Below are 25,109 nucleotides of genomic sequence, written 5' to 3' on the forward strand. Positions count from 1 at the left end.
CGTCCCGGGCTGGGCGACCGCCGGCGGCTGGACGACCGCCGGCGGCTGGACGACCGCCGGCGGCCGGACTGCCGCTGCGGTCCGGTCAGCGGGGGCGGTAGCGGTTCTCCGGGCGGCCCGTCGCGCCGTAGCGGGGCGTGACCTGGGCGCGGCCCTCGGTGACCAGGTGCTCCAGGTAGCGCCGGGCGCTCACCCGGGACATCCCGACGGCCTCGGCGACCTCGGCGGCCGAGGCATCGCGCACCTCCACGTGGCCCGACGCCGCCCCGCCCGACACCGCCCCGTCTGACGCCGCGCCACCCGACGCCGCCCGGCCCGACGCCGCGCCACCCGGCCGCGCGCCACCCGCCAGAATCCCGCCCGACACCGCCCCGGCATCACCCGCCACGGCAGCACCCCCCGCCGCAGCACCCGCCACCGCCCCCTCGCCCACCCCGCAGAGCCGCATCAGCGCCTCCTGCACCAGCGCCCGGCTCCGTTCGGAGAGTCCCTTCGGCGGCAGCCCCAGGCGAGGCCCCGCGAGGAGCTGGTCCACCTGGTCCTGGTCGAGCGTCGCCTGCGCACGGCGTACGTCCTCGCGCCGCTGCCACACCTCGTCGAGTCGTTCGCGCAGCGCGGCCGACGTGAACGGCTTGACCAGGTACGCGACCACGCCACCGGCCATGGCCTGCCGCACGCTGTCGAGCTCGCGGGCCGCCGTGGTGGCGACGACGTCGACGGGCGGCCCCGGCAGCAGGCGGAGCCGTCGCAGGACGTCCAGGCCGCCGATGTCCGGCAGGTGCAGGTCGAGCAGCACCAGGTCGGGCCGGAGCTCCGCCGCCAGGCGCAGGGCGTCGGTGCCCGTGCGCGCCTCGCCCACCACGACGAACCGCGGATGGCTCTCGACGAAACCCCGGTGCACGACGGCGACGGCCGGGTCGTCCTCCACGAGGAGCGTCCGGGCGGGGGGAGCGCTCTGATCAGACATGCCGCCGTCCCTCCGGCGAGGCCGCACCGGCTGTCGCCCCAGCGCTCGCCCCAAGGCGAGCCCCGGTGCGAGCACCAACGCCACCACCATCCGTCGCGGCACCCTCGCAAACCTTCGCGTCGCGGGAGGTCCGCGCGGTACCCCCACGATCCCCCGCCTCGCGGAGGGCCCGCGCGGCGCCCTTGCGATCCCCCACCTCACGGAAGGCCCGCACCCCGCCCCCGCGATCCCCCACCTCACCGGAACCCTGCACCTCACCCGAACCCCGCACCCCACCCCCGCCCGCCACCGGTAGCGACACGCTCACCCGCGCCCCGCCGAGGTCTCCGGACCCCAGCACCACCTCGCCCTCGCGCCGGTCCACCACGCGCCGCACCAGCGCCAGCCCGATGCCGCGGCTGTGCTCGCGGTCGGCCGGGACCTTCGTGGAGAACCCGGCCTTGAACACCTGGTGGTGCAGGTGGTCGGGGATGCCGGGGCCGTCGTCGTCCACCTGGAGGTGCAGGGCCGCGCCGTCCGCGGTCATGTGCACACGGACCCGGCCCTGGGGTGCCGCGGCGTCCACGGCGTTGTCGATCAGGTTCCCGAGCACCACCAGGGCGTCGGTGTGCAGGGACGAGCTGTCCGTGGTCGTCGGCGGGTCCAGCACGGAGTCCTCCGTGACGTCCAGCGTGACGCCCCGCTCGCGCGCGGTGATGGTCTTGACCAGGAGCAGCGCGGCCAGCTCGGGGGAGCGCACCCCGGGCGCGACGGCCGACGTGCTGAGCAGCCCGCCGTGGCCCGAGCGTTCGATGAACGCCACCGCCTCCTCGGTGCGGCCCAGCTCCAGGAGCCCCGAGATCACGTGGACGGTGTTGGCGAACTCGTGGGACCGGGACCGCAGGGCGTCGGTCAGGCCCCGGGTCTCCAGGAGCCCCGCGATGTCCTCGGGCTCCAGCAGGTAGATCCGGCGCCGCACCAGCCGGGTCACCCACGCCGCGCAGAGCACGCCCACCACCGTGGCGGCGGCGAGCGCCCCGAGCAGCCAGCCGCGGTCGTCGGTGAGGTCGGCGCGCAGCTCGGACTCCAGGATGCCGACGCTTGCCGTGCCGATCACGGGGGCGGGTGAGGCGTCGTCGGCGGCGTCGCCGTAGACGGGCACCTTGACCCGCCAGGACGTGCCGAGCGTGCCGGTCTGGGTGCCGGTCCAGATCTGCCCGGACAGCGGCACGGAGGGGTCGGTCGAGACGGGCCGCCCGATCTCCTCGGGGTCGGGGTGCGAGTAGCGCACGCCGTGGTCGTCGGTGACGACCACGTAGGTGACCTCGGACGCCTCGCGGATGACCTCGGCGATGGGCTGGATGGTCGCGGAGGGGTCCTCGTCGTCGAACGCGTCGTGGATGGCGGGCAGGCGCGCCACGGACTGGGCCACCCCGGTCATCCGGTCGGCGTAGGCCTCCCGGAGCTGGCGTTCCTGCAGCGTGGAGGCCACGAGGCCGGTGGTGCAGACGAGTACGAGCACGATGACGACCTGCAGCGCCAGCAGCTGCACCCGGAGCGTCATCGCCCTTCTCACGGACGCCAGTGTGCACCGCGGAACGGCCGGGGTGGTAGCGCGGCGCCGTGACCTAAACGACCACAACCTTCGTTGCGACCAGAACCCGGGTCGGGTGGACGGCGCTCCCTACGCTCTCGCCGAGGTGGGCCGGGCAACGTCGCCGGCGCCCACGCATCCGCTCAAGGAGGAGACATGCGCATCATCCGAACCGGGGCCGCTCCCGTCGGGATCGTCCTGGCCCTGGCCCTCACGGGGTGTTCAGGCCTGGAGTCGAACGGCGGTGGCACGGCCGACGCCGCCATCGACGAGCTCAGCATCGTGGTCCCGGCGGCGCCGGGCGGCGGCTGGGACCAGACGGGCCGTGCCCTGCAGACGGACCTGCAGGAGGAGGGCCTGGTCGGTACGGCGACGGTGACCAACGTCGACGGCGCGGGCGGCACGGTCGGGCTGGCGAACATCGCCAACGCGCCGGACCCGAACACGCTGCTCGTGATGGGCCTGGTCATGGTGGGGGCCGTCGAGACCAACCAGTCCCAGGCGCGCATCGAGGACACGACGCCGATCGCCCGCCTCACCGAGGAGCAGGAGGTCATCGTGGTGCCGGCCGAGTCGCCGTACGAGACGGTCGACGACCTGGTGGCGGACATCGAGAAGAACGGCAAGGACGTCTCGGTCACCGGTGGGTCGGCGGGCGGTACCGACCACATGCTCGCGGGCATGCTGCTCCAGGCCGCCGGGCTGCCGGCGGAGGACATCGCGAGCAGCCTCAACTACGTGGCCTACTCCGGCGGCGGCGAGTCGCTGGCGGCCCTGCTCGGCAACAACGTCGACGCGGGCATCTCGGGCATCAGCGAGTACGCCGAGCAGGTCGAGGCAGGTGAGCTGCGGGCGCTCGCGGTCTCGGGCGAGGAGCGGGTGGACGCCCTGCCTGACACGCCGACCCTGACCGAGGCGGGCTACGACGTCGTCCTGACGAACTGGCGCGGCGTGGTCGCCCCGGGTTCGATCGACGACGCCGAGCGCGAGGCGCTGACCTCCGCCGTGACCGAGCTCGCCGGGTCGGACGCGTGGCAGGCGACCCTCCAGGAGAAGGACTGGGACGACGCCTTCCTCGCCGGCGACGAGTTCGACGCGTACCTCGAGGGCAACATCGCCGAGGCCCAGGCGGTGCTGCGGGACATCGGTCTGGTCCAGTGAGTCCCGACGCCGCGGCGCCCGGGACGCCGGACAGCCCGACGGTGCCACCGCCGTCGGGCACTCCCGGCCCCGTGGAGGCGCCTCGCCGCCGCTGGGGTGAGCTCGTGCTCGCCGCCGCCACGGCGGCCCTCGGGGTGTACGTGCTGGTGACCGCCGGCAGCATCACGGTGCCGGGTTCGACCAACACGCTGGGTCCGCGCGCCTTCCCGTACCTCGTGGGGGCGCTGCTCCTCGCGGCGGGCGTGGTGCTGGTGGTGCTGGTCCTGAGCGGCCGGGCCGGGCAGGAGGAGGGCGGCGAGGACGTCGACCCCTCCGTCCGGACCGACTGGCTCACGGTGGTGCTGCTCGTGGTGATCCTCGTGGTCCACGTGTTCGCCATCAACGTGGTCGGCTGGCCGGTGGCCGCCGCGCTGCTGTTCGCCGGAGCCGCGGTGGTCCTGGGGGCGCGCCCCTGGTGGCGCGCCGCGCTGGCTGGTCTCGTCCTGGGTCTGCTGATCCAGGTGGTCTTCGGCGGGCTGCTGGGGCTGTCGCTCCCGCCCGGCCCGCTCCTGGAAGGGGTGCCGTTCCTCCGTGGATAACCTCACCGCCCTCGTCGAGGGCTTCGCCACCGTGCTGCACCCGGTGTACCTGCTGTACGCGCTGTTCGGCGTGTTCGTCGGCACGGCGGTCGGCGTGCTGCCGGGCATCGGCCCCGCGATGACCATCGCCCTGCTGCTCCCGCTCACCTACACGCTGGACCCGACGGCGGCGATCATCGTCTTCGCCGGCATCTACTACGGCGGCATGTACGGCGGGTCCACGACGTCGATCCTGCTCAACACGCCGGGCGAGTCCGCCTCGATCGTCACGGCCATCGAGGGCAACAAGATGGCCCGGGCGGGACGGGGCGCCGCGGCGCTCGCCACCGCGGCGATCGGCTCGTTCGTGGCGGGCACCCTCGCCACGGTCGCACTCACCTTCCTGGCACCCGTCATCGCGCGCTGGGCGGTACGGCTGGGCGAACCCGACTACTTCGCCCTCATGGTGGTCGCGTTCATCACCGTGGGCGCGCTGCTGGGCACGTCGGTGTCGCGCGGGCTCGCGTCGCTGTCGCTCGGCCTGTTCCTCGGCCTGGTCGGCACCGACACGCTCACCGGCCAGCAGCGGTTCACGTTCGGCGTGCCCAACCTGGCCGACGGGATCGACGTCGTCGTGGTCGCCGTCGGCCTGTTCGCCGTCGGGGAGGCGGTCTACGTGGGCTCGCGGATGCGGCACGGGCCCGTGCGGGTCATCCCGGTCGAGAAGGGCTGGCGCACCTGGATGAAGCGCGACGACTGGCGCCGTTCCTGGAAGCCGTGGCTGCGCGGCGCGGCCATCGGGTTCCCCGTCGGCACCATCCCGGCGGGCGGCGCCGACGTCGCCACGTTCCTCTCCTACGCCTCGGAGCGGCGGCTCGCCGGACCGCGGCGCAAGGAGTTCGGCAAGGGTGCCATCGAGGGGGTGGCGGGCCCCGAGGCGGCGAACAACGCGGCGGCGTCCGGCGTGCTGGTCCCGCTGCTCACCCTGGGCCTGCCGACCACGGCGACGGCGGCGATCATCATCGTCGCGTTCCAGTCCTACGGCATCCAGCCCGGCCCGCTGCTGCTGCAGAGCGAGTCCTCGCTGGTGTGGGCGCTGATCGCCAGCCTGTACGTCGGCAACCTCATGCTGGTGGTGCTGAACCTGCCGCTGGTGGGCATGTGGGTCAAGGTGCTGCGCATCCCGCGGCACTACCTCTACGCGGGCATCCTCCTGTTCGGTGCGCTGGGTTCGTACGCGCTGAACTTCTCGCCCGTGGACGTGCTGCTGCTGGTGATCATCGGGCTGGCCGGGTTCTTCATGCGGCGCTACGGCTACCCCGTGGCGCCGCTGGTGGTCGGCATGATCCTCGGCCCGATGGCGGAGGACCGGCTGCGCCGCTCCCTCGCCATCAGCCAGGGCGACCTGTCCTACCTCGTGACCAGCCCCTTCGCCGCCACCGCCTACGGGGCGATCGTGGTGCTGCTGGTCGTGGGCCTCTGGCTCAAGCGCCGCGAGCGGGCCGAGGAGGCCTAGGGGAACACTGGTTAGGCTCGCCGTATGAGCACCGCACTGATCACCGGCGGGTCCGCCGGCCTGGGCCTCGAGTTCGCCCGCCAGCTCGCGGCGGACCAGCACGACCTGGTGCTGGTCGCGCGGAGCGAGGAACGCCTCCACCGGGTCGCCGAGGAGCTCAGCTCCGCCTACGGGGTGGCGATCGAGGTGCTCCCCGCGGACCTCTCGACGGCCGACGGCGTCGCGCGGGTCGCGCAGCGGCTCGCCGTCGTCGGCGGCCGCCCGGGGGAGGGGGACCTGCGTCCCGTCGGGCTGCTCGTGAACAACGCGGGCTTCACGACGAGCGGGAACTTCGTGACGGGCCGCGTCACGACCGAACGGCGCGGGATCGCCGTCATGGTGACGGCGGTGATGGAGCTGACCCACGCCGCCGTCGGGCAGATGCTCGAACGCGACCGGGGCGCGATCCTCAACGTCGGCTCGGTCGCGGCCCTCACCGCCGGCGGCACGTACGCGGCGGCCAAGGCGTACGTGCGGACCTTCACCGACTCCCTCGCGGTGGAGCTCAAGGGCACCGGCGTGACGGCCACGCTGCTGTCCCCCGGGTTCATGCACACCGAGTTCCACGCGCGCGCGGGTATCGCCGACGCCGCGTCGTCGGCCGTCCCGTCCTGGGGCTGGCTCGACGTCGAGGACGTGGTCCGGCAGGCCCTGGCGGACGTGCGCCGCGGCGTCGTCCTGTCGACGCCGTCGGTGCGCTACAAGGTGGCCTCCGCGGCGCTGCGTGCCGCGCCCCGCTGGGCGGTCCGGGCGCTCGGCAAGTACCGCTGACCGGCCGGGCCGGCCGACGTCAGAGCCAGCCGACCCGCTTGAAGACGCGGTACAGGACGGCGCCGAGCACCACCATGACGAGCAGCGCGAGCGGGTACCCGAACGTCCAGTGCAGCTCGGGCATGTGCCTGAAGTTCATGCCGTAGACGGTGCCGACCAGGGACGGCGCGAAGAGGATCGCCGCCCACGCGGAGATCTGCTTCATCTGCTCGTTCTGCTCCTGCGTGACGAGGGTCGAGTGCGCGCCCAGCACGTTGGCCAGCAGCGACCGGTAGGTGTCGGCGGTCTCCGCGTACTTGACGGCGTGGTCCAGCACGCTGCGCAGGTGGCGTTCGAGCTCCACGTACCCGGGTCCGCGCTCCGCGGGCGGTGCGTCGTCGCGCAGCGCGCGCAGCACGTCCACCAGGGGCAGGGTGGCCCGCTGCAAGCCGATCACCTCGCGGGTCGCCTCGTAGATCCCCCGTGAGACCTCCGGGTCGCGGGAGAACAGCCGGTCCTCGACCTGGTCGATGTCGGTGCGCAGCCGCGTGACGACGGGCCGGTAGGTGTCGACCACCTGCTCCAGCAGCGTCGCGAGGATCGCTCTGGGCCCGTGGCGCAGCAGGTTCGGCCGGCTCTCCAGCCGCTCGCGCATCGTCGCCAGGTCCGGCACGGCGGACCGGCGGATCGTCACCACGAAGTCCGGGCCCACCCAGGCGTGCACCGTGCCGAACTCCACCCGGCCGATCCGGCCGTCACCGGAACCGTCCGGGTCGAGCGCGGGGTGCAGCACCACGAACAGGGCGTCGTCGAACCGCTCGATCTTGGGGCGCTGGTGCACGGCGATGGCGTCCTCGACGGCGAGGTGGTGCAGGGCGAACTCGGCGGCGACCTGCTGGATCTCCTCGGCCGTCGGCCACGCCAGGTCGACCCACGCGATGCCGCCACGTGCCCGCGTGATCTCGTAGGTCTCCTCGATGCTCGCCGGGTTCGCCGTGCGCCGGCCGTCCACGTACACCGCGTTGTCCATGATGGTCACAGCCACACCTTCGCAGATGCCGGGGGCGGCCGGGTGGCGGACGGCGGCCGGCCGGTCGGCGGCGTGCCGCGACGTACCCTTGCACCGTGAACGCTGACTTCTCCCCGACCCCGCGCGAGCAGCTCGCCGAGCTCATCAAGGAGCTCGCCGTGGTGCACGGCAAGGTGACCCTGTCCTCCGGCAAGGAGGCCGACTACTACGTCGACCTGCGCCGCATCACGCTGCACCACCGGGCTGCCCCGCTCGTGGGGCACGTGCTCCTGGACCACCTGGAGGAGGTCGGACTGGGCACGGCCGAGATCGACGCCGTCGGCGGCCTGACCCTGGGTGCGGACCCGATCGCGGACGCGCTGCTGCACGCCGCGGCCTCGCGTGGGCAGGACCTGGACGCGTTCGTGGTGCGCAAGGCGGCCAAGGCGCACGGTATGCAGCGCCAGATCGAGGGCCCGGACATCGCCGGCCGCAAGGTGGTCGTCGTGGAGGACACGACGACGACGGGCGGCTCGCCGATCGCGGCGATCGAGGCCGCACGGGCCGCCGGCGCCGAGGTGCTGGGCGTCGCGACGATCGTGGACCGGGCCACCGGCGCGGGCGAGAAGATCGAGGCGCTCGGGGTGCCGTACCACTACCTGTACGGCCTCGAGGACCTCGGCCTCGCCTGAGCCCGTTACCGTAAAACTGGCCGTCTCCATATCACTCCCCCGTGGAGACTTTTGCCTAGCCCTACTGTATCTTTAAGTTCATGGGGCCATTTGTCGCATTAGTCCTGCTCGTCGTCGGCGTCGTGACCTTCACGGTCACCGCGGCGCGGTTCATGGGGCGCGGGCGCTCGCAGGACGTGCAGCGGTGGGCCGAGGCGAACGGGTGGGAGTACGTGGGCACGGACCCGACGCTCGCCCAGCGCTGGAGCGGCCGGCCGTTCGGCGTGGGCCTGGACCGCACGGCGCGCGACGTGCTCCGGGGCAACGTCGACGGGTTCGACATGGTGTCCTTCACCTACACGTGGCGCACCGGCTCGCCCGACGGTGACACGCGCCGCCCGGGGCTGCGCCGGACCGCCCACGTCGTGGCGCTCGACGCGCTCCCGGGCGAGCCCGTGGTCGACCTGTCGCCCGAGGGCCTCCGCGAGAAGTGGCAGAAGCTCTTCGGCGCGCAGGACGTCCAGATCGACAACCCCGCCTTCGACGGCCAGTGGCTCGTGCGCACCTCGGACGAGTTCTTCGCGCGCCGCGCCCTGGACGCCCGGCTCGCGAACATCGTGATGCTGCCCGACTTCCACGGCTCCCGGCTGCGGATCGAGGGCCCGTCCGTGCTGCTGTGGCGTCCGGGCCGCACGGACGTGACCACGCTGACCGAGCGGGCCAAGCGGGTCGCCGACGTGGCGCGCATCGTGCTGCCCATGGAGAAGGGCGGGCCCCGCTTCGAGTCCGGCGGCACGATCGACGGGTTCGGCATCCCGGGCCTGACCTGACGGCTCCGGCCCTGACAGCTCCGGCCCTGACGGCTCCGGCCGGGCTGCCGACGCGGGTCAGGCCCGGATCAGGCCCGGCCCGGGTCAGACCCGGTCGACGACGTCCGCGATCGAGTTCAGCACGTGGCTCGGGCGGAACGGGTACTTGTCGACCTCGTCGGCTGCCGTCGACCCCGTGAGCACCAGGAACGTCTCCAGGCCGGCCTCCATACCGCCCAGGATGTCGGTGTCCATGCGGTCGCCCACCATGGCCGTCGACTCCGAGTGCGCGCCGATCAGGTTGAGCGCCGAGCGGAACAGCACGGGGTTGGGCTTGCCCACGTAGTAGGGCTGCCGGCCGGTCGCCGCCGTGATCATCGCGGCCACCGAGCCCGCGGCGGGCAGGAGCCCCTCCTGCGACGGCCCGGTCACGTCCGGGTTGGTGCAGATGAACCGGGCGCCGCCCGTGATCAGGCGGATCGCCTTGGTGATGGCCTCGAACGAGTACGTGCGGGTCTCCCCGAGCACCACGTAGTCGGGGTCCGACTCGGTGAGCGTGAAGCCCGCCTGGTGCAGCGCCGTCGTCAGGCCCGCCTCGCCGATCGCGTACGCGCTGCCGCCGGGGATCTGGTCCGCGACGAACTGCGCGGTGGCCAGGGCCGACGTCCAGATGTTCTCCTCCGGCACGTCGATCCCGCTGTACGCGAGCCGGGCGCGCAGGTCGCGCGGCGTGAAGATCGAGTTGTTCGTCAGGACGAGGAACGGCAGGTCCTTGTCCCGCAGCGCCTTGATGAACTCGGGACCGCCGGGCAGGGCCGTGCCCTCGTGCACCAGCACGCCGTCCATGTCCGTGAGCCAGGCCTCGGTGGTGCGCTCCATGCGGCTCAGCCTAATGTCTCGTGACGGCACGGCCGACGACGAGGGGGCCTGGCCTCAGGAGTCGTCGCGTGGTCCGGCCAGGACGTCGTCCGGCGCGGGGGCGGCCTCGTGCCCGGACATCGCCGCGCCCTCGGCCCGGGCGGTACGGCGGGCCCGCCAGATCTCGACCGCCATGGGGAGCACCGAGACCAGCACGATGAGGACGAGCAGCGCCTCGATGTTCTCCTTGACGAAGGTGAAGTTGCCCAGCGCGAAGCCCAGCAGCGTCACGCCGACGGCCCACAGCAGGGCGCCCACCGCGTTGTAGGTGACGAAGTGCCGGTACGGCATGCGGCCGACCCCGGCCGCGACCGGGGCGTAGGTGCGCACGATCGGCACGAACCGCGCCACCACGATGGTGCGCCCGCCGTACCGGTCGAAGTAGGCGTTGGTCTGGTCGATGTAGGACCGCTTGAAGAACCGCGAGTCCGGCTTGTCGAAGATCCTGGGGCCGACCGTGCGGCCGATCAGGTAGCCGGTCTGGTCGCCGAGGAAGGCCGCGGCGAACAGCATCACGCACAGCACGCCGATGTTGATCTGCAGGCTCCCCTGGGCCACGAGCGCGCCCGCCGTGAACAGCAGCGAGTCGCCCGGCAGGATCGGGAACAGCAGGCCCGTCTCGACGAAGATGACGAGCGCGATGCCCACCAGCGCCGCGTCACCGAACCGCCCGATGAGGTAGTCCGGATCCATCCAGTCGAGGCCCAGCAGGTGGGGTACGGGCGCCGCGTCGAGCGGGGCGGCGGCCAGCCCGGACATCACGTCCGGGAGCACGGTCGTCAGCATCCCGCGAGCCTACCGGGGGCACAATGGCGGGCATGACCAGCACGTCCTGCCCGCCGGGAACCGACACAGCACCCGCACACGCCCCGGGCACGACCGCCCGTGCCTGAGCGTCCGCAGCCGGGGCCCGGCACGGTCACCGAGCCCAGGGAAGCCGCCGGGTCGCAGGAAGCGACCGGGCCGCAGGAGGAGACCGGGCGTCAGGAGATCGGGCGTCAGGAGGAGCCCGGGCACCAGGTGGGTGTCGGCCCCTGGCCGGGCCCGCCGCCCGACGACCCCCGCTACGACCCCGAGCTGCTCGCCGCGGGCGACCGCCGCAACGTGACCGACGAGTACCGGTACTGGTCGGTCGAGGCCATCGTCGCGGACCTCGACACCCGCCGGCACCCGTTCCACGTGGCGATCGAGAACTGGGCGCACGACCTCAACATCGGCTCCGTGGTCCGCACCGCCAACGCCTTCAACACCGCGGGCGTGCACGTGGTGGGCCGACGCCGCTGGAACCGCCGGGGCGCCATGGTCACCGACCGGTACCTGCACGTGACGCACCACCCGGACGCGGAGGCTCTCGCCGGGTGGGCCGCGACGGCGGGACCCGGCGGCGGACGCCTGCCGGTGGTCGGCATCGACAACGTGCCCGGCTCCGTGCCCATCGAGGGGTACGCGCTGCCGCGCTGCTGCGTGCTGCTGTTCGGCCAGGAGTCGACCGGGCTGACGGACGAGGCCCAGGCGGCGTGCGACGTCGTCCTGCACATCACGCAGTACGGCTCGACGCGGTCGATCAACGCGGGCGCGGCGGCCGCGATCGCCATGCACACCTGGGTCGAGCAGCACGCGTGACAGGAGCGCCGCGCCCCCGAGCCGGTGACCGACGGCGGTAAGCCGTTGCCCTCCGTCCCGCCGCTCGACAGGATCGTCGGGTGAATCAGCGACCCCTCGTGCGCGACCGGAACTTCCTCGTCTTCTGGGGTACCCAGACGTTCTCGGTGCTCGGGGACTCGTTCTCCGTGGTCGCCTTCCCGCTGCTGATGCTGGAGGCCACCGGGTCGCTCCTGCAGATGGGGCTGCTCACGAGCGTCATGGCGGCAGGCTCGCTCTCGATGGGGCTCGTGGGCGGTGCGATCGTCGACCGGTTCGACCGCCGAAGGCTCCTGATCGCGTGCGACGTGGCACGCCTGCTCCTGTTCGCCGCCGTGCCCGTGTGCTGGGCGATCGACCCCCAGGTGTGGCTGCTGTTCGTGGTCGCGGGCGTGGCGTCGGTGTTCGGGCAGCTCTTCCAGATCACCTACATCACGGCCGTGCCCACCCTCGTGGGCCGGGAACGGGTGGCCGAGGCCAACGGAAAGCTCCAGGCCACGGCGTCGCTCGCCAGCATCGGCGGGCCCGCCCTGGCCGGGCTCGTGGCGGCCGCGGCCGGCGTCACCGCGGCCATCGCCATCGACGCGGCGACCTTCGGCATCTCGGCGCTCGGGCTGCTCGCCGTGCGGCTGTCGCGGACCGCGCCCGCGGGCACGGTCGACCGCGCGGGCCTGGGCCAGGACCTGCGGACCGGCTTCGTCACCGGCGCCCGGTTCCTGTGGCGGCACCCCGTGCTCCGGGTGCTGACCGTCTTCCTGACCATCACCACCTTCGTCACCTACGGGATGACCGACGTGATCATCTACCAGGTGCGGCACGGCCTGGGCCAGGGCGAGACCGTGGTGGGGTACGTGATGGCCGCCGCGGCCGTCGGCACCTGCGTGGCGGCGGCCCTGTCCGCCTGGTTGCGGCGCCGGCTGGGGTTCGGCGCGCTCTGGCTGGGCGCCATGACCCTGTGCGGCGCGGCCGCGGGCGTCCTGGCCCTGGGACAGCACGTGCTCGTGATCGGTGCGGCCGTGCTCGGCTTCTGGTTCGGGCTGATGCTCGCCGCGGTGTCCTCGATGTCGCTGCGCCAGATGGTCACGCCCGACGCGCTCCTCGGGCGCGTGACCGCCGCGTTCTGGACCATCCACTACAGCCTCGCGCCGCTGGGTGCGGCCGCCCTCACCGCGGCGGCGGACCGGTTCGGTGCCGCGCGACCGCTGCTCGCCGTCGCCGTCGTGTACCTCGGGGTCGTGGGCGTCGCGTTCTTCACCCCCGTCCGCAGCCGCAACCCGGAGGCCCTGGCCGTCGGCTGAGCAGCGGAAAAGACGAAAAGCACAGCGTTGCGGCCGTTCGACTGTCGAGCGGGCGCACACAACGCCTGGTGGATCATGGCAAGATCGATGGTGCATCCCCGGGCGGCCCTGGACACTCTCGCGACCGCCCACCTCACCATTCGTTTGGAGTTTCCCAGATGCCCATCGCAACCCCTGAGATCTACGCCGAGATGATCGACCGCGCGAAGGCCGGCAAGTTCGCCTACCCCGCCGTCAACATCACCTCGTCGCAGACCATCACTGCCGCACTTCAGGGCTTTGCCGAGGCGGAGTCGGACGGCATCATCCAGGTTTCCGTGGGCGGCGGCGAGTACGCGTCCGGCTCGACGGTGAAGGACCGGGTCTCGGGCTCCCTCGCGCTCGCGGCGTACGCCACCGAGGTGGCCAAGGGCTACGGCGTCAACATCGCCATCCACACGGACCACTGCACCGCCGACAAGCTCGACTCCTGGGTCAAGCCGCTGCTCGCGATCGAGGCCGAGCAGGTCAAGAACGGCGGCCTGCCGACGTTCCAGTCGCACATGTTCGACGGCTCCACCGTGCCGCTGGACGAGAACCTGGTGATCGCCGCGGAGCTCCTCGAGCTGTCGCAGGCCGCACGCACGATCCTCGAGATCGAGATCGGCGTGGTCGGTGGCGAGGAGGACGGCCACACCGCCGAGATCAACGACAAGCTGTACACCACGGCCGAGGACGGCCTGGCCACGGTCCGCGCCCTCGGCGCGGGCGAGAAGGGCCGCTACCTGACGGCGCTCACCTTCGGCAACGTGCACGGCGTGTACAAGCCGGGTGCCGTGAAGCTGCGCCCGGAGATCCTGCTGGACATCCAGAAGGCCGTGGGCTCGGAGATCGGCAAGGACATGCCGTTCGACCTGGTCTTCCACGGCGGTTCGGGCTCGACGGCGGAGGAGATCTCCGCGGCCGTCGACAACGGCGTCATCAAGATGAACATCGACACCGACACGCAGTACGCGTTCACGCGTCCCGTGGTCGAGCACATGTTCAAGAACTACGACGGCGTGCTGAAGATCGACGGCGAGGTGGGCAACAAGAAGGCGTACGACCCGCGCGCCTGGGGCAAGTCGGCGGAGGCCGGCATGGCCGCCCGCATCGTCGAGGCCTGCCAGCAGCTCCGCTCGGCCGGTCAGAAGCTCTGACCCCTCGGCCAGGGTCGCCGCGCACGCGGGACGACCCCGGCCCGGGCACGGGACGGCCCGCGACACGGTTCGTGTCGCGGGCCGTCGTGCGTGCGGGCCGGTCGCGGCGGCGGTCCGCCGCGGGGCTCGTCAGGAGGCGGGCGGGCCGCTCACCCCGGCGGGGGCGGCCGTGCTGCCCGACGGCGGGCCTGCCGGGCCGTCGTCGTCCAGCTCGAAGCCCGGGTCCTCGTCCACGATGTCCAGCAGGTCGCCGATCCGGGTGACCTCCAGCAGGAAGCGCACCGTGGGCGGTGCGCGCAGCACGCGGACCCGGTGCGGGCTGCGGCTGGCCAGGCGGGCGAGGAACGCGACGCCGGACGAGTCCATGAAGGTCACGTGGTGCGCGTCGATCTCCACGGGCAGACGCGACTCCTCGGCGGCCGCCGTCGCCTCGTGCAGGTCGCCGCCGATGTCGGCGTCGATCTCGCCGGAGAGCACGATCCGGGCCCGGGACTTGCCCACGATGACGTGGATGCTCGCGGGGTCCCCGATCTCGGGGCTCTGCTGTCCGGGGTCCTGGGGGCTCCCGCCCTGCGGACCGCGCGGGGGGTCGTATGTTCCGTCCTGCACGGTTCTCCTTCCGGGAGCAATGGTGGTGGCGCTGTGTCGGTCCGATGATAGAGGTTGTGCTTCAGATCTCGGACCGTCCCAATCTACGGTTGAATGTCCTGCTGGAACAGCACCTCGCGCAATAGACATGGATGGGAGGGCATTTTGACCGATTCATCCGGTCTGACACCGTCCTCTCCGCAGCCCCGGCATCCCGGACTCTCGGTATTCGGCCTCGGCCGCGCCCAGGACGGGACGAACGCCACGAACGACACGCCGGACGGGAACGGATTCCATTTCGGTCGGGCCACCGCACCGACCACCGAGAACGCATCACCCGACGACAGGCCGGCCGACCCGCCCGCCGGCGCGCACCGTGCCCGGTCCGCCGAGCTGTACCGGGCACCCGGGCCCGAACCGCGCCGGGGCATGGCGGGCACCGGCATCCCGCGCACCCTTCCCCCGTCGATCGGTGACGTGGTGCTGCGTGCCGCCGTGAACGTCGGGATCCCGGTCTTCCTCACGGGGCCCACCGAGGACGGCATGCCGATGCTGTGGGCCAACAGCGCCTTCGAGCGCTACGCGGGCGTCCGGTTCAGCGACTTCGCGGGCTTCACGGTGCGCCGCCTCGGCGAGATGCTGGTGGAGCCGCAGGACCTGGAGCGCATGACGGAGCTCGTCAACGCGGGCCAGGAGGTGCACGCCACCGTGCGGTCGCACGTCCGTGGCGGCACCCACGGCTGGGCCCAGCTCACGCTCACCCCGGCCCGTGCCGGGCACAGCGACCGCATCACCCACTGGGTCGGCTTCAGCGTGGACGTGTCGGACCACATGGAACGTCACGCGGCGCAGCTCGCGAGCCTGGAGGTCGAGCGCCAGCAGCGCGAGGACCTCGACCTCATCGCGCAGACCACCGAGATCCTCACGGACCTGGAGTACCCGTACGCCCTGCGCGACATCGCGGAGCTGCTCCAGTCGATGGTGCGCTGGGCCGGCTTCTACGTGAACGACGACGGGCTCAAGCACGCCGCCGGCATCGACGTCGCGGCACCGCCGAGCGGTCGCGGCCGCCGTCACGCGCGGTACATCGAGGGCGACAACATCGCGGACAAGTCGCTGCGACGTCGTCCGCAGACGGACGCCCTCGGCGACTCCGTCACGACCGGCCCCATGCCGATCCTCGAGGTCGTGGACTCGGTGCAGGACGTGCTCGACGGCGTGCTCGACGGCCCCGTCGCGCTGCACCTCGACATCCCGCACGCGCCGCACTCGGCGTCCGGCTGGCTGCAGCGCGACCTCACGCTGCGGCTGGCGGACGAGCTCGGCAAGGCACCCGACTCCGTGGTGGTGCACCCCGTCGCCGGGCGGCGGGACGTGCTGGGCCTCGTGGTGATCGTCCCCGACGAGGACGAGTCCGGTGAGTACGTGGAGGCCGAGGAGCCCGACACGCTGCGCACCGTCGTGGAGGTCGTGGCGCGCCGGGCGGGCAGCGCGATCGACAACGCACGCATGTACGCGCGTGAGCACCGCCTCGCCGAGACCCTGCAGCGGGCCATGCTCCCCGAGCAGGCCGACGTCGCCGGCCTCGACGTGTGGACCTACTACGCCCCGAACGCCGAGCACGCGCAGGTGGGCGGCGACTGGTACGACGTGCTGCAGATCTCGCCGGAGCTGGTCGGCATCGTGATCGGCGACGTCGTGGGGCACGACGTCGAGGCGGCCGCCACCATGGGTCAGCTCCGGTCCGTGGTGCGCTCGTACGCGTTCGAGCTGTCCACCCCGAGCCGCGTGCTCGAACGCGTGGACCAGCTCGTGGCCGGCATGGGCATCCCCCGCTCGGCGAGCATGGTGTACGCCTCCCTCAAGCGGGAGGAGGCGCCGGACACCTGGACGGTCGGCTACTCGCGTGCCGGCCACCTGCCGCCGCTGCTGCTGCGCGGAGGCAAGGTGATCAAGATGGACGAGGGCGGCGGCGCGCTCGTCGGCTTCGGCTCGCGCGAGCGCAGCACGGGCGAGGCCCGGCTCCAGGCCGGCGACACGCTCCTGTTCTACACGGACGGCCTCATCGAACGGCGCGACCGGTCGCTGCGGCTGGGCCTGGAGGCGTTGCTGGAGACGGCGTCGGCCATCACGGCGCGCGACGCCGCGGGCGTGGGCGAGGAGCTGCTCTCCCGCCTCGCGGACGCACCCGAGGACGACGTCGCGATCGTCGTCGTCCGCATCCCCGACCCGACGGGCGACGCCGGCGAGACCGCGCTGTCGCCGCGCTGGCGGCGCTGGATGCTGCCGAGCGAGCCGTCGTCGATCGGTCGCGCCCGGCACGCCGTGCTGCGCACCTGCCAGGCGTGGGGCATCGAGGAGTCGGCGCAGGCCGAGCTGGTGGTCTCGGAGCTGGTGGCGAACGGTGTGCTGCACGGCTGGGGGCACATCGCGCTGCGCCTGTACGACACGGGCGACGGCCTGCGCATCGAGGTCGAGGACAACAACCCGGCACCCCCGGTCGCCACCGACGGGCACCCGAACCGGCTGGGCGGGTTCGGCATGCAGATCGTGGACCGGCTGGCCGAGTGGGGCTGGCGTCCGTCCGGCAGCGGAAAGCTGGTCTGGGCGAAGCTGCGTCGCCAGCCCACCCCGCCGAAGTAGCACCCTGGCGAAGCAGGACCGCAGCCCCTCTGCGCTGCGGTCCTGTCCCGGGTGGGTGGATAACGTTTTACGCGGTGGACGCGTCGCGATGGGACAACGGTGACCCGTCGTCCTCGCGCGAGGTCATGACCGCGAACCCCGAGTCGGGGGCCGAGGGCTCGCACGCGTGCTCGTCGTCGACGCGGAAGAGCTCCATCGCGCCGCACACCTCGAGCACGAACAGGTCGCGCTCGTCGGCGCCGCGGATGACGGTGGCGCCGCCGCGCTTGCGGCCGGCGTCGGCCAGGGAGATGAGGAACGCCGCTCCGGTGGAGTCCATGAAGGTGACCCGGCACATGTCGATGACGAGCAGCTGCCGGCGCAGACCGACCACGCGCGCCGCGATCTCCGGGAACTGGTCTCGTTCGGCGAGGTCGAGGTCGCCGGCGATCACGAGCGTCGTCGTCGTGGGAGACGTCGCGATCTCGATCATGTGTCGAGCGTAACGACTGTTGCTCGATCGCACCGGATGAAAGGCAAAATTCACCGCCTCGGCAGAGCTCGCGGGCAATCCGGTGCGCCCGGCTTTGCCCCTCGGTGTCCCGGAAGTGTGAGAATCCGTGCATGAGCACCCACGAGAACCTGCTGCAGGGCCCGGCCCCGACGCTGCTGCCCGACGACCTCCCGGCCGCTCGTGAGCGCCTGACCAGCGGGGACGACCCGGTCGAGGTGGCGGCGCAGGCTCCGGCGTCGTCCCTCGTGTGGGCCGTCCTGGCCGAGGGCTCGCTCACGGTGGGCACCGCTGCGGCCGACGTCGCGGCGTACGCCTACGCCCGCACCGGCTACCACCGCGGCCTGGACGCGCTGCGCCGGGCGGGCTGGCGGGGTCAGGGCCCGATCCCGGCCGGGCACGTGCCCAACCAGGGTTTCCTGCGTGCCCTGCTTGCCCTCTCGGAGGCCGCGCACCGCATCGGCGAGGAGGCGGAGGCCGAGCGCTGTGCGACGTTCCTCACGGACTCCGGCACGTCCGCGGACGAGGTCCGCGCCCTGCGTCCCACCACGAAGTAGACTCGGGCGCGGCTCGCCGGCGCCAACGGAGCGCACGCGGCGGAGCGACCAAGCAATCCGAGAAGGTGGAGATCCATGCCAGGCGTCGTGCTCGTCGGGGCCCAGTGGGGCGATGAGGGCAAGGGAAAGGCGACGGACCTCCTGGGCTCCCGCGTCGACTACGTGGTCAAGTTCAACGGTGGTAACAACGCGGGGCACACGGTCGTCATCGACGACGAGAAGTACGCCCTGCACCTGCTGCCGTCGGGCATCCTGTCGCCGGGCGTGGTGCCGGTCATCGCCAATGGCGTGGTGGTCGACATCGAGGTCCTGTTCGAGGAGCTCGACGCCCTGATCGAGCGCGGTGTGGACGTGTCCCGCCTGCTCGTGTCGGGCAGCGCGCACGTCATCGCCCCGTACCACCGCACCATCGACAAGGTGACCGAGCGGTTCCTCGGCAAGCGGCGCATCGGTACCACGGGCCGCGGCATCGGGCCGGCGTACGCCGACAAGATCAACCGCGTCGGCATCCGCATGTGGGACCTGTTCGACGAGAAGATCCTGCGCGCCAAGATCGAGGGCTCGCTGGACCAGAAGAACCACCTGCTGGTGAAGGTCTACAACCGGCGGGCCATCACGGTCGACGAGACGCTCGACGAGCTGCTGCAGTACGCCGAGCGGCTGCGCCCCATGGTCACCGACACCGCCGTCGAGCTGAACAAGGCACTGGACGCGGGCAAGAACGTGCTGTTCGAGGCCGGCCAGGCCACGATGCTCGACATCGACCACGGCACCTACCCGTTCGTCACCTCGTCCAGCGCGACGGCGGGCGGCGCGGTCACCGGGTCCGGCGTCGGGCCCACCCGGATCGACTCCGTGATCGGCGTCATCAAGGCGTACACGACCCGCGTCGGTGAGGGCCCGTTCCCCACGGAGCTGTTCGACGACAAGGGCGAGTTCCTGCGCAAGACCGGCGGCGAGTACGGCGTCACCACGGGACGCGCGCGCCGCACCGGCTGGTACGACGCCGTCATCGCGCGCTACGCGACGCGCATCAACGGGCTCACCGACATCGTGCTCACCAAGCTCGACGTGCTCACCGGCATGGAGAAAGTCCCGGTCTGCGTGGCCTACGACGTCGACGGCGTGCGCCACGACGAGATGCCCACCGACCAGACGGCGTTCCACCACGCGAAGCCGATCTACGAGGAGCTCGACGGCTGGTGGGAGGACATCTCCCAGGCCCGCTCGTTCGACGACCTGCCCAAGAACGCCCAGGCGTACGTGAAGGCGCTCGAGGAGATGTCGGGCACCCGGATCTCCGCCATCGGCGTGGGTCCCAAGCGTGACGAGATCATCCCCGTCCACGACCTCATCCACGCCCGCTGAACCCCCTGAGACCACACCACCGAGAGAGCCCTCCGCCACAGTGAAGATCCTCGTCATCGGCACCGGTGCCCGTGAGCACGCCATCATCCACTCCCTGCACCGGGAGACCGAGGCCGGCACCGCCGCGCACGAGCTGCACGCGGCCCCGGGCAACCCGGGCATCGCGGAGCTGGCCACCCTGCACCCGGTCGACCCGCTGGACGGGACGGCGGTCGCTGCCCTCGCCGAGCAGGTGGGTGCCGACCTCGTCGTCGTCGGCCCGGAGGCGCCGCTCGTCGCGGGCGTGGCCGACTCGGTCCGCGCGGCCGGCATCCCGGTGTTCGGCCCGTCGGGCGAGGCCGCCCGGCTGGAGGGCTCCAAGTCGTTCGCCAAGGAGGTCATGGCCGCCGCCGGCGTGCCGACCGCGATGGCGCACGTGTGCACCGACACGGCCGAGCTCGCCGCCGCCCTGGACGCGTTCGGCGCGCCGTACGTCGTCAAGGACGACGGTCTGGCCGCGGGCAAGGGCGTCGTGGTGACGTCCGACCGGGCCGAGGCGCTCGCGCACGGCGAGGCCTGCCTGGCCCACGAGGACGGCCGCGTGGTGATCGAGGAGTACCTCGACGGCCCCGAGGTGTCCCTGTTCTGCGTGTGCGACGGCGCCACGGTGGTCCCCCTGGTCCCGGCGCAGGACTTCAAGCGGGTCGGCGACGGCGACGAGGGCCCCAACACCGGCGGCATGGGCGCCTACACGCCGCTGGAGTGGGCGCCGCCGGGCCTGGTCGACGAGGTGGTCTCGCGCATCGCCCAGCCCACCGTCGACGAGATGGCGCGGCGCGGCACGCCGTTCTCCGGTGTCCTGTACGTGGGGCTCGCGCTCACCAGCCGGGGCACCCGTGTGGTGGAGTTCAACGCGCGCTTCGGCGACCCCGAGACGCAGTCCGTGCTGGCCCGCCTCGCGACGCCGCTGTCCGAGGTGCTGCTCGCCGCGGCCACGGGCGGGCTCGCCGGGCTGGAGCCGCTGCGCTGGCGCCCGGAGGCGTCGGTGACGGTGGTCGTCGCGTCGGAGGGCTACCCGGCGTCGGCGCGTGCGGGCGACCCGATCAACGGTCTCGAGGACGTCGCGGCGCTGCCCGGGGTGCACGTGCTCCACGCGGGCACCGGCCGCTCCGAGACCGGGGAGCTGGTCAGCGCGGGCGGGCGGGTGCTGTCCGTCGTGGCGCTCGGTACCGATCTGGCGGACGCCCGGCGTCGGGCCTACGAGGGTGTGGCGCGGATCGACCTCAAGGGTTCGCACCACCGCACCGACATCGCGCTGAAGGCGGAGCGCGGCGAGGTCACCGTCCCGTAGCGCCGCGCGCGGCTGCCACCTGCTCCGGGTGGTCTCGCCGTCCGCCGGCGTCACCTCCGCGAAACCTGGGCGGCGTTACCATCGCGGCCTGTCGACAGGGGGAGTGGGTCGTGGCCGAGCGCGAGCGCGTCACGTTCGAGAGCACGTCAGGTCCGCGGCTCGCGGGCATCGTCGATCTGCCCGACGGCGAGGTGCGCGGCTGGGGGGTGTTCTCCCACGGGTTCACGCTCGGCAAGGACTCGCCGGCGGCGGCGCGGATCTGCAAGCAGCTCGCTGCCGAGGGCATCGGGATGCTGCGCTTCGACAACCTCGGCCTGGGGGACTCCGAGGGCGACTGGGGCGACGGCTCGTTCACGCACAAGGTCGCCGACACGGTGCGGGCCGCCGAGTTCATGACCGGCCAGGGCCGGCCGGTGCACCTGCTCGTGGGCCACTCGTTCGGCGGTGCGGCCGTGATCGCCGCCGCCGCGGACGTGCCGGGCGTGCAGGCCGTCGCGACGATCGGCGCTCCCGTCCAGCCGCGGCACGCGGAGCACAACTACGACGCCGTCCTGGGCCGCGTCTTCGACGACGGGCACGCCCCGTGGATGGTCGGCGGGCGCGCGCTCACGCTGAAGCGGCACTTCGTCGAGGACGTCCGGCGGGCCGAGCTGCGCTCGAAGATCCGCGAGATGGGCTCGCCCCTGCTGGTCATGCACTCGCCGACGGACAGCACCGTCGACATCTCGAATGCCGGGGAGATCTTCCGGGAGGCGCGGCACCCGCGCTCGTTCGTCTCGCTGGAGGGCGCCGACCACCTGCTCACCGCGCCCGGTCAGGCCAAGCGGGCGGCCCGCATCATCAGCGCCTGGGCGGACCAGTACCTCACCGTCTGAACCGGCGCGGCGCACGTCACTGGTCCCGGACAGCGGGGCACCCCGCCGCGCAAGTAGACTCTCCCCGGAATCTTCCTCGCCATTCCCATCAGCAAGGAGCCTTCGTGGGACGCGTCGTCGTCGAGGTCATGCCCAAGCCCGAGATCCTGGACCCCCAGGGCAAGGCTGTCGTCGGGGCGCTGCCGCGCCTCGGTTTCACCCAGTTCTCCGGCGTGCGTCAGGGCAAGCGGTTCGAGCTCGAGGTGGACGGCGAGGTGACGCCGGAGATCCTCGCCGCCGCGCGCGAGGCCGCCGCCACCCTCCTGTCCAACCCGGTGATCGAGGACGTCGTGTCGGTGACCGACGCGTCGGACGCCGTCACCGAGACCGCGGTGAGCGCCTGATGTCGGTGGTCGAGCCGACGTCCGCCGCCCCGGTCCCCGGCATCGGGGGCGCCCGGATCGGCGTCATCACGTTCCCCGGCACGCTCGACGACCGGGACGCGGTGCGTGCCGTGCGCCTCGCGGGTGCCGAGGCCGTGTCGCTGTGGCACGCGGACGAGTCGCTCCAGGACGTCGACGCGGTGGTGCTGCCCGGCGGGTTCTCCTACGGCGACTACCTGCGCGCGGGTGCGATCAGCCGGTTCGCCCCGGCGATGTCCGCCGTCGTGGACGCCGCCAAGGGCGGTATGCCGGTGCTCGGCATCTGCAACGGCTTCCAGGTGCTGACCGAGGCGCACCTGCTGCCCGGCTCCATGGTCAAGAACGACCACCTGCACTTCGTGTGCCGGGAGCAGTCGATGGTCGTCGAGAACGCGCACACCGCCTGGACCAACGAGTTCCGGCGCGGCCAGCGGATCACGATCCCGCTGAAGAACCAGGACGGCCAGTTCGTGGCGGACGAGCGCACCCTCGACGAGCTCGAGGGCGAGGGCCGCGTCGTCTTCCGCTACGAGGGCTGGAACCCGAACGGGTCGCGCCGCGACATCGCGGGCATCACCAACGACCGCGGCAACGTGGTGGGGCTCATGCCGCACCCGGAGCACGCCGTCGAGCCCGGGTTCGGGCCGGCCTCCGCCGAGGGGCCGCGCGCCGGCACCGACGGGCTGACGTTCTTCACGTCGGTGCTGTCCTCGCTGGTCCACGCGTGACCACGGGCTCGTCCCGGGCAGGCACGCATGGCCGCTGAGGTGCTGGCGGGGCTCACCATCGAGACGGTGAGCTGGGACCACCCGGACGCCGTCCGCCTCCGTGCCGAGCAGCAGCGCGAGATCGACCTGCGGTACGCCGAGCCCGGCGCGCCGTCGAACGCCGACGGCCTGCCCGTGCCCGACGGGCGCGACCAGGTCGACCCCTCGAACGTCTTCGCCACCCTCCTCCTCCGGGTGGACGGGGAGCCTGCCGCGCACGCCGCGGCCCGCGACCTGTCCGGCCGCGACGACTACCGCGGCGGCCGGCACCCCGAGGGCACGGGCGAGGTCAAGCGCGTGTACGTCGCCCCCGGATTCCGGGGCCGCGGCCTCTCCCGCACCCTGATGGAGGCCGTGGAGGACGTGGCTCGCGCCGCGGGCGTGCGGCACCTCGTCCTGGAGAGCGGCCTCATGCAGCCCGAGTCGCTCGGGCTGTACCTGCGGATGGGGTACGACCCGGTCGAGTCGTTCGGTGTGTTCTCGGACGAGCCCGGGTCACGCTGCTTCGGCAAGTGGCTCGTGCCCGGGCCCGACGGCGAGCCGGCCCGCCAGGAGGGCGGGGGCAGCGCCCCGGTCGCGGAGCTGCGTGAGGTGCCCTGGGCCGATCCCGACGCCGTCGCCCTGCGCCGCGCCATGTGGGACTTCCACCAGGAGCGGTACCCCGAGATGGCACGCGACGTCGCGGCGCGCGGCGGTCACGAGGCCGTCGACGCCGAGCGGGGCCGGTCCGCCCTGGCCACCTTCGTCGCCACCGTGGACGGCCGGCCGGCCGGGTGCGCCACGCTCGCCGCCGCGCAGGCCGGGCCCGAGCACCTCACGGCCGATCCGCTGCGAGGCGTCGCGGGGCTCGTCGCCGCCTCGGCCGCGGGGCCGGTCGCGGCCGCGGACTCACGCGGGTTCGAGATGCGCGGGGTCTTCGTGGACCCCGCCGTACGGCGCGCAGGCGTCGCCACGGCGCTGGTCCGCCAGGTCGAGGCCGAGGCGCGGCGCCGGGGCGGGCTCGCGCTCTTCCTCGGGACCGGCATCCGCCAGCCGGAGGCGCTGCGCCTGTACGTCGGGCTCGGTTACCGGCCCGTGCTGCCGTACCCGCCGCACGACACCCCCGACGACCCGCTGCTGCTGTTCCTGGCGAAGCCCCTCTGAGCTCCGGCCGCGCACGGTCGGTGCGGGGTGCGGTTCCTCAGCGCACGTCGCGGAGATAGTCGAGCTGGGCACGGACCGACGAGCGGGCCGCCGGCAGCACCGACGGGTCGACGTCGGAGTACACCGCGCGCGTCACCTCGTCCAGCAGCCGGTCCGGGAGCGGGGTCCCGGCGCGGGGCAACGGCGCGTCGAGGGCGGTCAGGGCGGAGCGCACCTGGTCCAGCCGCTCCTGCCGGTGCTCGCGGTAGGCCCGCACCACCGCGCCGAGGTCGTCCACGACCGGCCCGTGCCCGGGCAGGCCGAGGACGGGCGACGTCGCGCCGCCGAGCGCGGCGACCCGCGACGCGAGGCGGTCCAGCGACGCCAGGTAGTGCCGCAGCGAACCGTCCGGCTCGGCGAGCACCGTCGTACCCCGGCCCAGCACCGTGTCCCCCGTGAGCACCACCGTGCCCGACGCCGTCCCGGTCGCCTCTCCCGGCGACTCGCCGGTGGGTGCCGACACCACGAGACACACGGAGTCCGCGGTGTGTCCCGGCGTGGCCAGCACCTCGATGCGCAGGCCCGCGACCTCCAGGACCTCGCCGTCGGCCAGCGGTCCGGACCTCGGGCCGGTGCTCCTGCCGTCCGCGCAGAACTCCGGCAGGACGCCCCGTGACGGCGCCCCGGTCAGCTCGCGGAACCGGGCGAGCCCGCCGGTGTGGTCGGCATGCCGGTGGGTGACGAGCACCAGCTCGACCGGACCGGCGTCCGCCAGGGCGGTGAGGTGCGGTTCCAGGCCGGGCCCGGGATCCACCACCACGCAGCCGGGTGCGCCGGGGGCGCGCAGCACGTAGGACCGGGTTCCGTCGAGCGTCATCGGG

The 25,109-nt window shown here is 72.9% G+C and carries 25 protein-coding genes; 17 read left to right on the forward strand and 8 right to left on the reverse strand.

Annotated elements, in window-relative coordinates:
• Window positions 1-85: 85 nt before the first annotated feature.
• Complete coding sequence (locus tag ACIBBF_RS19230) at window positions 86-967, reverse strand: response regulator (protein WP_397416439.1); 882 nt, start codon at window positions 965-967, stop codon at window positions 86-88.
• A complete protein-coding gene (locus ACIBBF_RS19235) occupies window positions 960-2,522 on the reverse strand; it encodes an ATP-binding protein (RefSeq protein WP_397416442.1) in 1,563 nt (520 codons plus the stop codon). The genes ACIBBF_RS19230 and ACIBBF_RS19235 overlap by 8 nt, the downstream gene beginning before the upstream one ends.
• 174 nt (window positions 2,523-2,696) lie before the next feature.
• Between ACIBBF_RS19235 and ACIBBF_RS19240 the strand changes: the two genes are divergently transcribed.
• From ACIBBF_RS19240 to ACIBBF_RS19255, 4 genes are read left to right on the forward strand one after another with little or no spacing between them, the layout of a single operon-like run.
• Entirely contained in the window at window positions 2,697-3,701 is a 1,005-nt protein-coding gene (locus ACIBBF_RS19240) for a Bug family tripartite tricarboxylate transporter substrate binding protein (RefSeq protein ID WP_397416444.1), read from the forward strand.
• Window positions 3,698-4,279, forward strand: a complete 582-nt coding sequence (locus ACIBBF_RS19245) for a tripartite tricarboxylate transporter TctB family protein (protein ID WP_397416446.1) — start codon at window positions 3,698-3,700, stop codon at window positions 4,277-4,279. Before ACIBBF_RS19240 ends, ACIBBF_RS19245 begins: the two co-directional genes overlap by 4 nt.
• Window positions 4,272-5,774, forward strand: a complete 1,503-nt coding sequence (locus ACIBBF_RS19250) for a tripartite tricarboxylate transporter permease (protein ID WP_397416448.1) — start codon at window positions 4,272-4,274, stop codon at window positions 5,772-5,774. Before ACIBBF_RS19245 ends, ACIBBF_RS19250 begins: the two co-directional genes overlap by 8 nt.
• A gap of 24 nt (window positions 5,775-5,798) precedes the next feature.
• Window positions 5,799-6,584: an SDR family NAD(P)-dependent oxidoreductase gene (locus ACIBBF_RS19255; protein ID WP_397416451.1), complete on the forward strand. Its 786-nt coding sequence runs from the start codon at window positions 5,799-5,801 to the stop codon at window positions 6,582-6,584.
• A 19-nt stretch (window positions 6,585-6,603) separates the two neighbouring features.
• Here the strand turns inward: ACIBBF_RS19255 and ACIBBF_RS19260 are convergent, their stop codons facing one another.
• Window positions 6,604-7,602 (reverse strand): magnesium and cobalt transport protein CorA, encoded by a 999-nt coding sequence (locus tag ACIBBF_RS19260; RefSeq protein ID WP_397416453.1) that lies wholly within the window; start codon window positions 7,600-7,602, stop codon window positions 6,604-6,606.
• Between the two features lie 86 nt (window positions 7,603-7,688).
• On the opposite strand from ACIBBF_RS19260, the gene pyrE reads away from it, so the two are divergent.
• Window positions 7,689-8,264 carry an orotate phosphoribosyltransferase gene (gene pyrE, locus ACIBBF_RS19265; protein ID WP_182620223.1) on the forward strand — a complete coding sequence of 192 codons (576 nt, stop codon included), beginning with the start codon at window positions 7,689-7,691 and terminating at the stop codon, window positions 8,262-8,264.
• Window positions 8,265-8,344: 80 nt separating this feature from the next.
• Window positions 8,345-9,073 carry a hypothetical protein gene (locus ACIBBF_RS19270; protein ID WP_397416455.1) on the forward strand — a complete coding sequence of 243 codons (729 nt, stop codon included), beginning with the start codon at window positions 8,345-8,347 and terminating at the stop codon, window positions 9,071-9,073.
• Window positions 9,074-9,157: 84 nt separating this feature from the next.
• Here the strand turns inward: ACIBBF_RS19270 and ACIBBF_RS19275 are convergent, their stop codons facing one another.
• Both ACIBBF_RS19275 and ACIBBF_RS19280 read right to left on the reverse strand, forming a co-directional pair.
• Window positions 9,158-9,931, reverse strand: a complete 774-nt coding sequence (locus tag ACIBBF_RS19275; protein ID WP_397416458.1) for an HAD-IIA family hydrolase — start codon at window positions 9,929-9,931, stop codon at window positions 9,158-9,160.
• Window positions 9,932-9,985: 54 nt separating this feature from the next.
• Window positions 9,986-10,756 carry a VTT domain-containing protein gene (locus ACIBBF_RS19280; RefSeq protein WP_397416461.1) on the reverse strand — a complete coding sequence of 257 codons (771 nt, stop codon included), beginning with the start codon at window positions 10,754-10,756 and terminating at the stop codon, window positions 9,986-9,988.
• A 204-nt stretch (window positions 10,757-10,960) separates the two neighbouring features.
• Here ACIBBF_RS19280 and ACIBBF_RS19285 point away from each other — a divergent pair, with 204 nt between their 5' ends.
• The 3 genes from ACIBBF_RS19285 to fbaA all read left to right on the forward strand — a co-directional run bounded on the left by ACIBBF_RS19285 (window position 10,961) and on the right by fbaA (window position 14,087).
• Window positions 10,961-11,593, forward strand: coding sequence for a TrmH family RNA methyltransferase (locus ACIBBF_RS19285; protein ID WP_397416589.1), 633 nt, complete (start codon window positions 10,961-10,963; stop codon window positions 11,591-11,593).
• An 80-nt stretch (window positions 11,594-11,673) separates the two neighbouring features.
• Window positions 11,674-12,909, forward strand: coding sequence for an MFS transporter (locus ACIBBF_RS19290; RefSeq protein WP_397416463.1), 1,236 nt, complete (start codon window positions 11,674-11,676; stop codon window positions 12,907-12,909).
• A 158-nt stretch (window positions 12,910-13,067) separates the two neighbouring features.
• Complete coding sequence (gene fbaA / locus ACIBBF_RS19295) at window positions 13,068-14,087, forward strand: class II fructose-bisphosphate aldolase (protein WP_397416466.1); 1,020 nt, start codon at window positions 13,068-13,070, stop codon at window positions 14,085-14,087.
• 129 nt (window positions 14,088-14,216) lie between these two features.
• On the opposite strand, the gene ACIBBF_RS19300 is transcribed toward fbaA, so the two are convergent.
• Window positions 14,217-14,696, reverse strand: a complete 480-nt coding sequence (locus tag ACIBBF_RS19300) for an STAS domain-containing protein (protein WP_397416468.1) — start codon at window positions 14,694-14,696, stop codon at window positions 14,217-14,219.
• A gap of 408 nt (window positions 14,697-15,104) precedes the next feature.
• Between ACIBBF_RS19300 and ACIBBF_RS19305 the strand changes: the two genes are divergently transcribed.
• Window positions 15,105-17,318: a SpoIIE family protein phosphatase gene (locus ACIBBF_RS19305; RefSeq protein WP_397416470.1), complete on the forward strand. Its 2,214-nt coding sequence runs from the start codon at window positions 15,105-15,107 to the stop codon at window positions 17,316-17,318.
• A 67-nt stretch (window positions 17,319-17,385) separates the two neighbouring features.
• On the opposite strand, the gene ACIBBF_RS19310 is transcribed toward ACIBBF_RS19305, so the two are convergent.
• Window positions 17,386-17,790, reverse strand: a complete 405-nt coding sequence (locus tag ACIBBF_RS19310) for an STAS domain-containing protein (RefSeq protein ID WP_397416472.1) — start codon at window positions 17,788-17,790, stop codon at window positions 17,386-17,388.
• A 131-nt stretch (window positions 17,791-17,921) separates the two neighbouring features.
• Between ACIBBF_RS19310 and ACIBBF_RS19315 the strand changes: the two genes are divergently transcribed.
• The 7 genes from ACIBBF_RS19315 (at window position 17,922) to ACIBBF_RS19345 (ending at window position 24,249) form a co-directional block, all read left to right on the forward strand.
• Window positions 17,922-18,365 (forward strand): DUF3151 domain-containing protein, encoded by a 444-nt coding sequence (locus ACIBBF_RS19315; RefSeq protein WP_397416475.1) that lies wholly within the window; start codon window positions 17,922-17,924, stop codon window positions 18,363-18,365.
• A 75-nt stretch (window positions 18,366-18,440) separates the two neighbouring features.
• Window positions 18,441-19,733 (forward strand): adenylosuccinate synthase, encoded by a 1,293-nt coding sequence (locus ACIBBF_RS19320; RefSeq protein WP_397416477.1) that lies wholly within the window; start codon window positions 18,441-18,443, stop codon window positions 19,731-19,733.
• Between the two features lie 40 nt (window positions 19,734-19,773).
• The gene (purD, locus tag ACIBBF_RS19325; RefSeq protein WP_397416479.1) at window positions 19,774-21,063 is read left to right on the forward strand and encodes a phosphoribosylamine--glycine ligase; all 1,290 of its coding nucleotides are present in this window, start codon (window positions 19,774-19,776) and stop codon (window positions 21,061-21,063) included.
• 110 nt (window positions 21,064-21,173) lie between these two features.
• On the forward strand, window positions 21,174-21,938 hold the full coding sequence (locus tag ACIBBF_RS19330) for an alpha/beta hydrolase family protein (RefSeq protein ID WP_397416481.1): 765 nt from the start codon (window positions 21,174-21,176) through the stop codon (window positions 21,936-21,938).
• A gap of 104 nt (window positions 21,939-22,042) precedes the next feature.
• Entirely contained in the window at window positions 22,043-22,321 is a 279-nt protein-coding gene (gene purS / locus ACIBBF_RS19335; RefSeq protein ID WP_397416483.1) for a phosphoribosylformylglycinamidine synthase subunit PurS, read from the forward strand.
• Entirely contained in the window at window positions 22,321-23,067 is a 747-nt protein-coding gene (gene purQ, locus ACIBBF_RS19340) for a phosphoribosylformylglycinamidine synthase subunit PurQ (RefSeq protein WP_397416485.1), read from the forward strand. The genes purS and purQ overlap by 1 nt, the downstream gene beginning before the upstream one ends.
• A 27-nt stretch (window positions 23,068-23,094) precedes the next feature.
• A complete protein-coding gene (locus tag ACIBBF_RS19345) occupies window positions 23,095-24,249 on the forward strand; it encodes a GNAT family N-acetyltransferase (protein WP_397416487.1) in 1,155 nt (384 codons plus the stop codon).
• Between the two features lie 37 nt (window positions 24,250-24,286).
• On the opposite strand, the gene ACIBBF_RS19350 is transcribed toward ACIBBF_RS19345, so the two are convergent.
• Window positions 24,287-25,105: an MBL fold metallo-hydrolase gene (locus tag ACIBBF_RS19350; RefSeq protein ID WP_397416592.1), complete on the reverse strand. Its 819-nt coding sequence runs from the start codon at window positions 25,103-25,105 to the stop codon at window positions 24,287-24,289.
• Window positions 25,106-25,109: the final 4 nt, after the last annotated feature.

The sequence above is a fragment of the Promicromonospora sp. NPDC050880 genome (assembly GCF_044456525.1).
Taxonomy (GTDB): Bacteria; Actinomycetota; Actinomycetes; order Actinomycetales; family Cellulomonadaceae; genus Promicromonospora.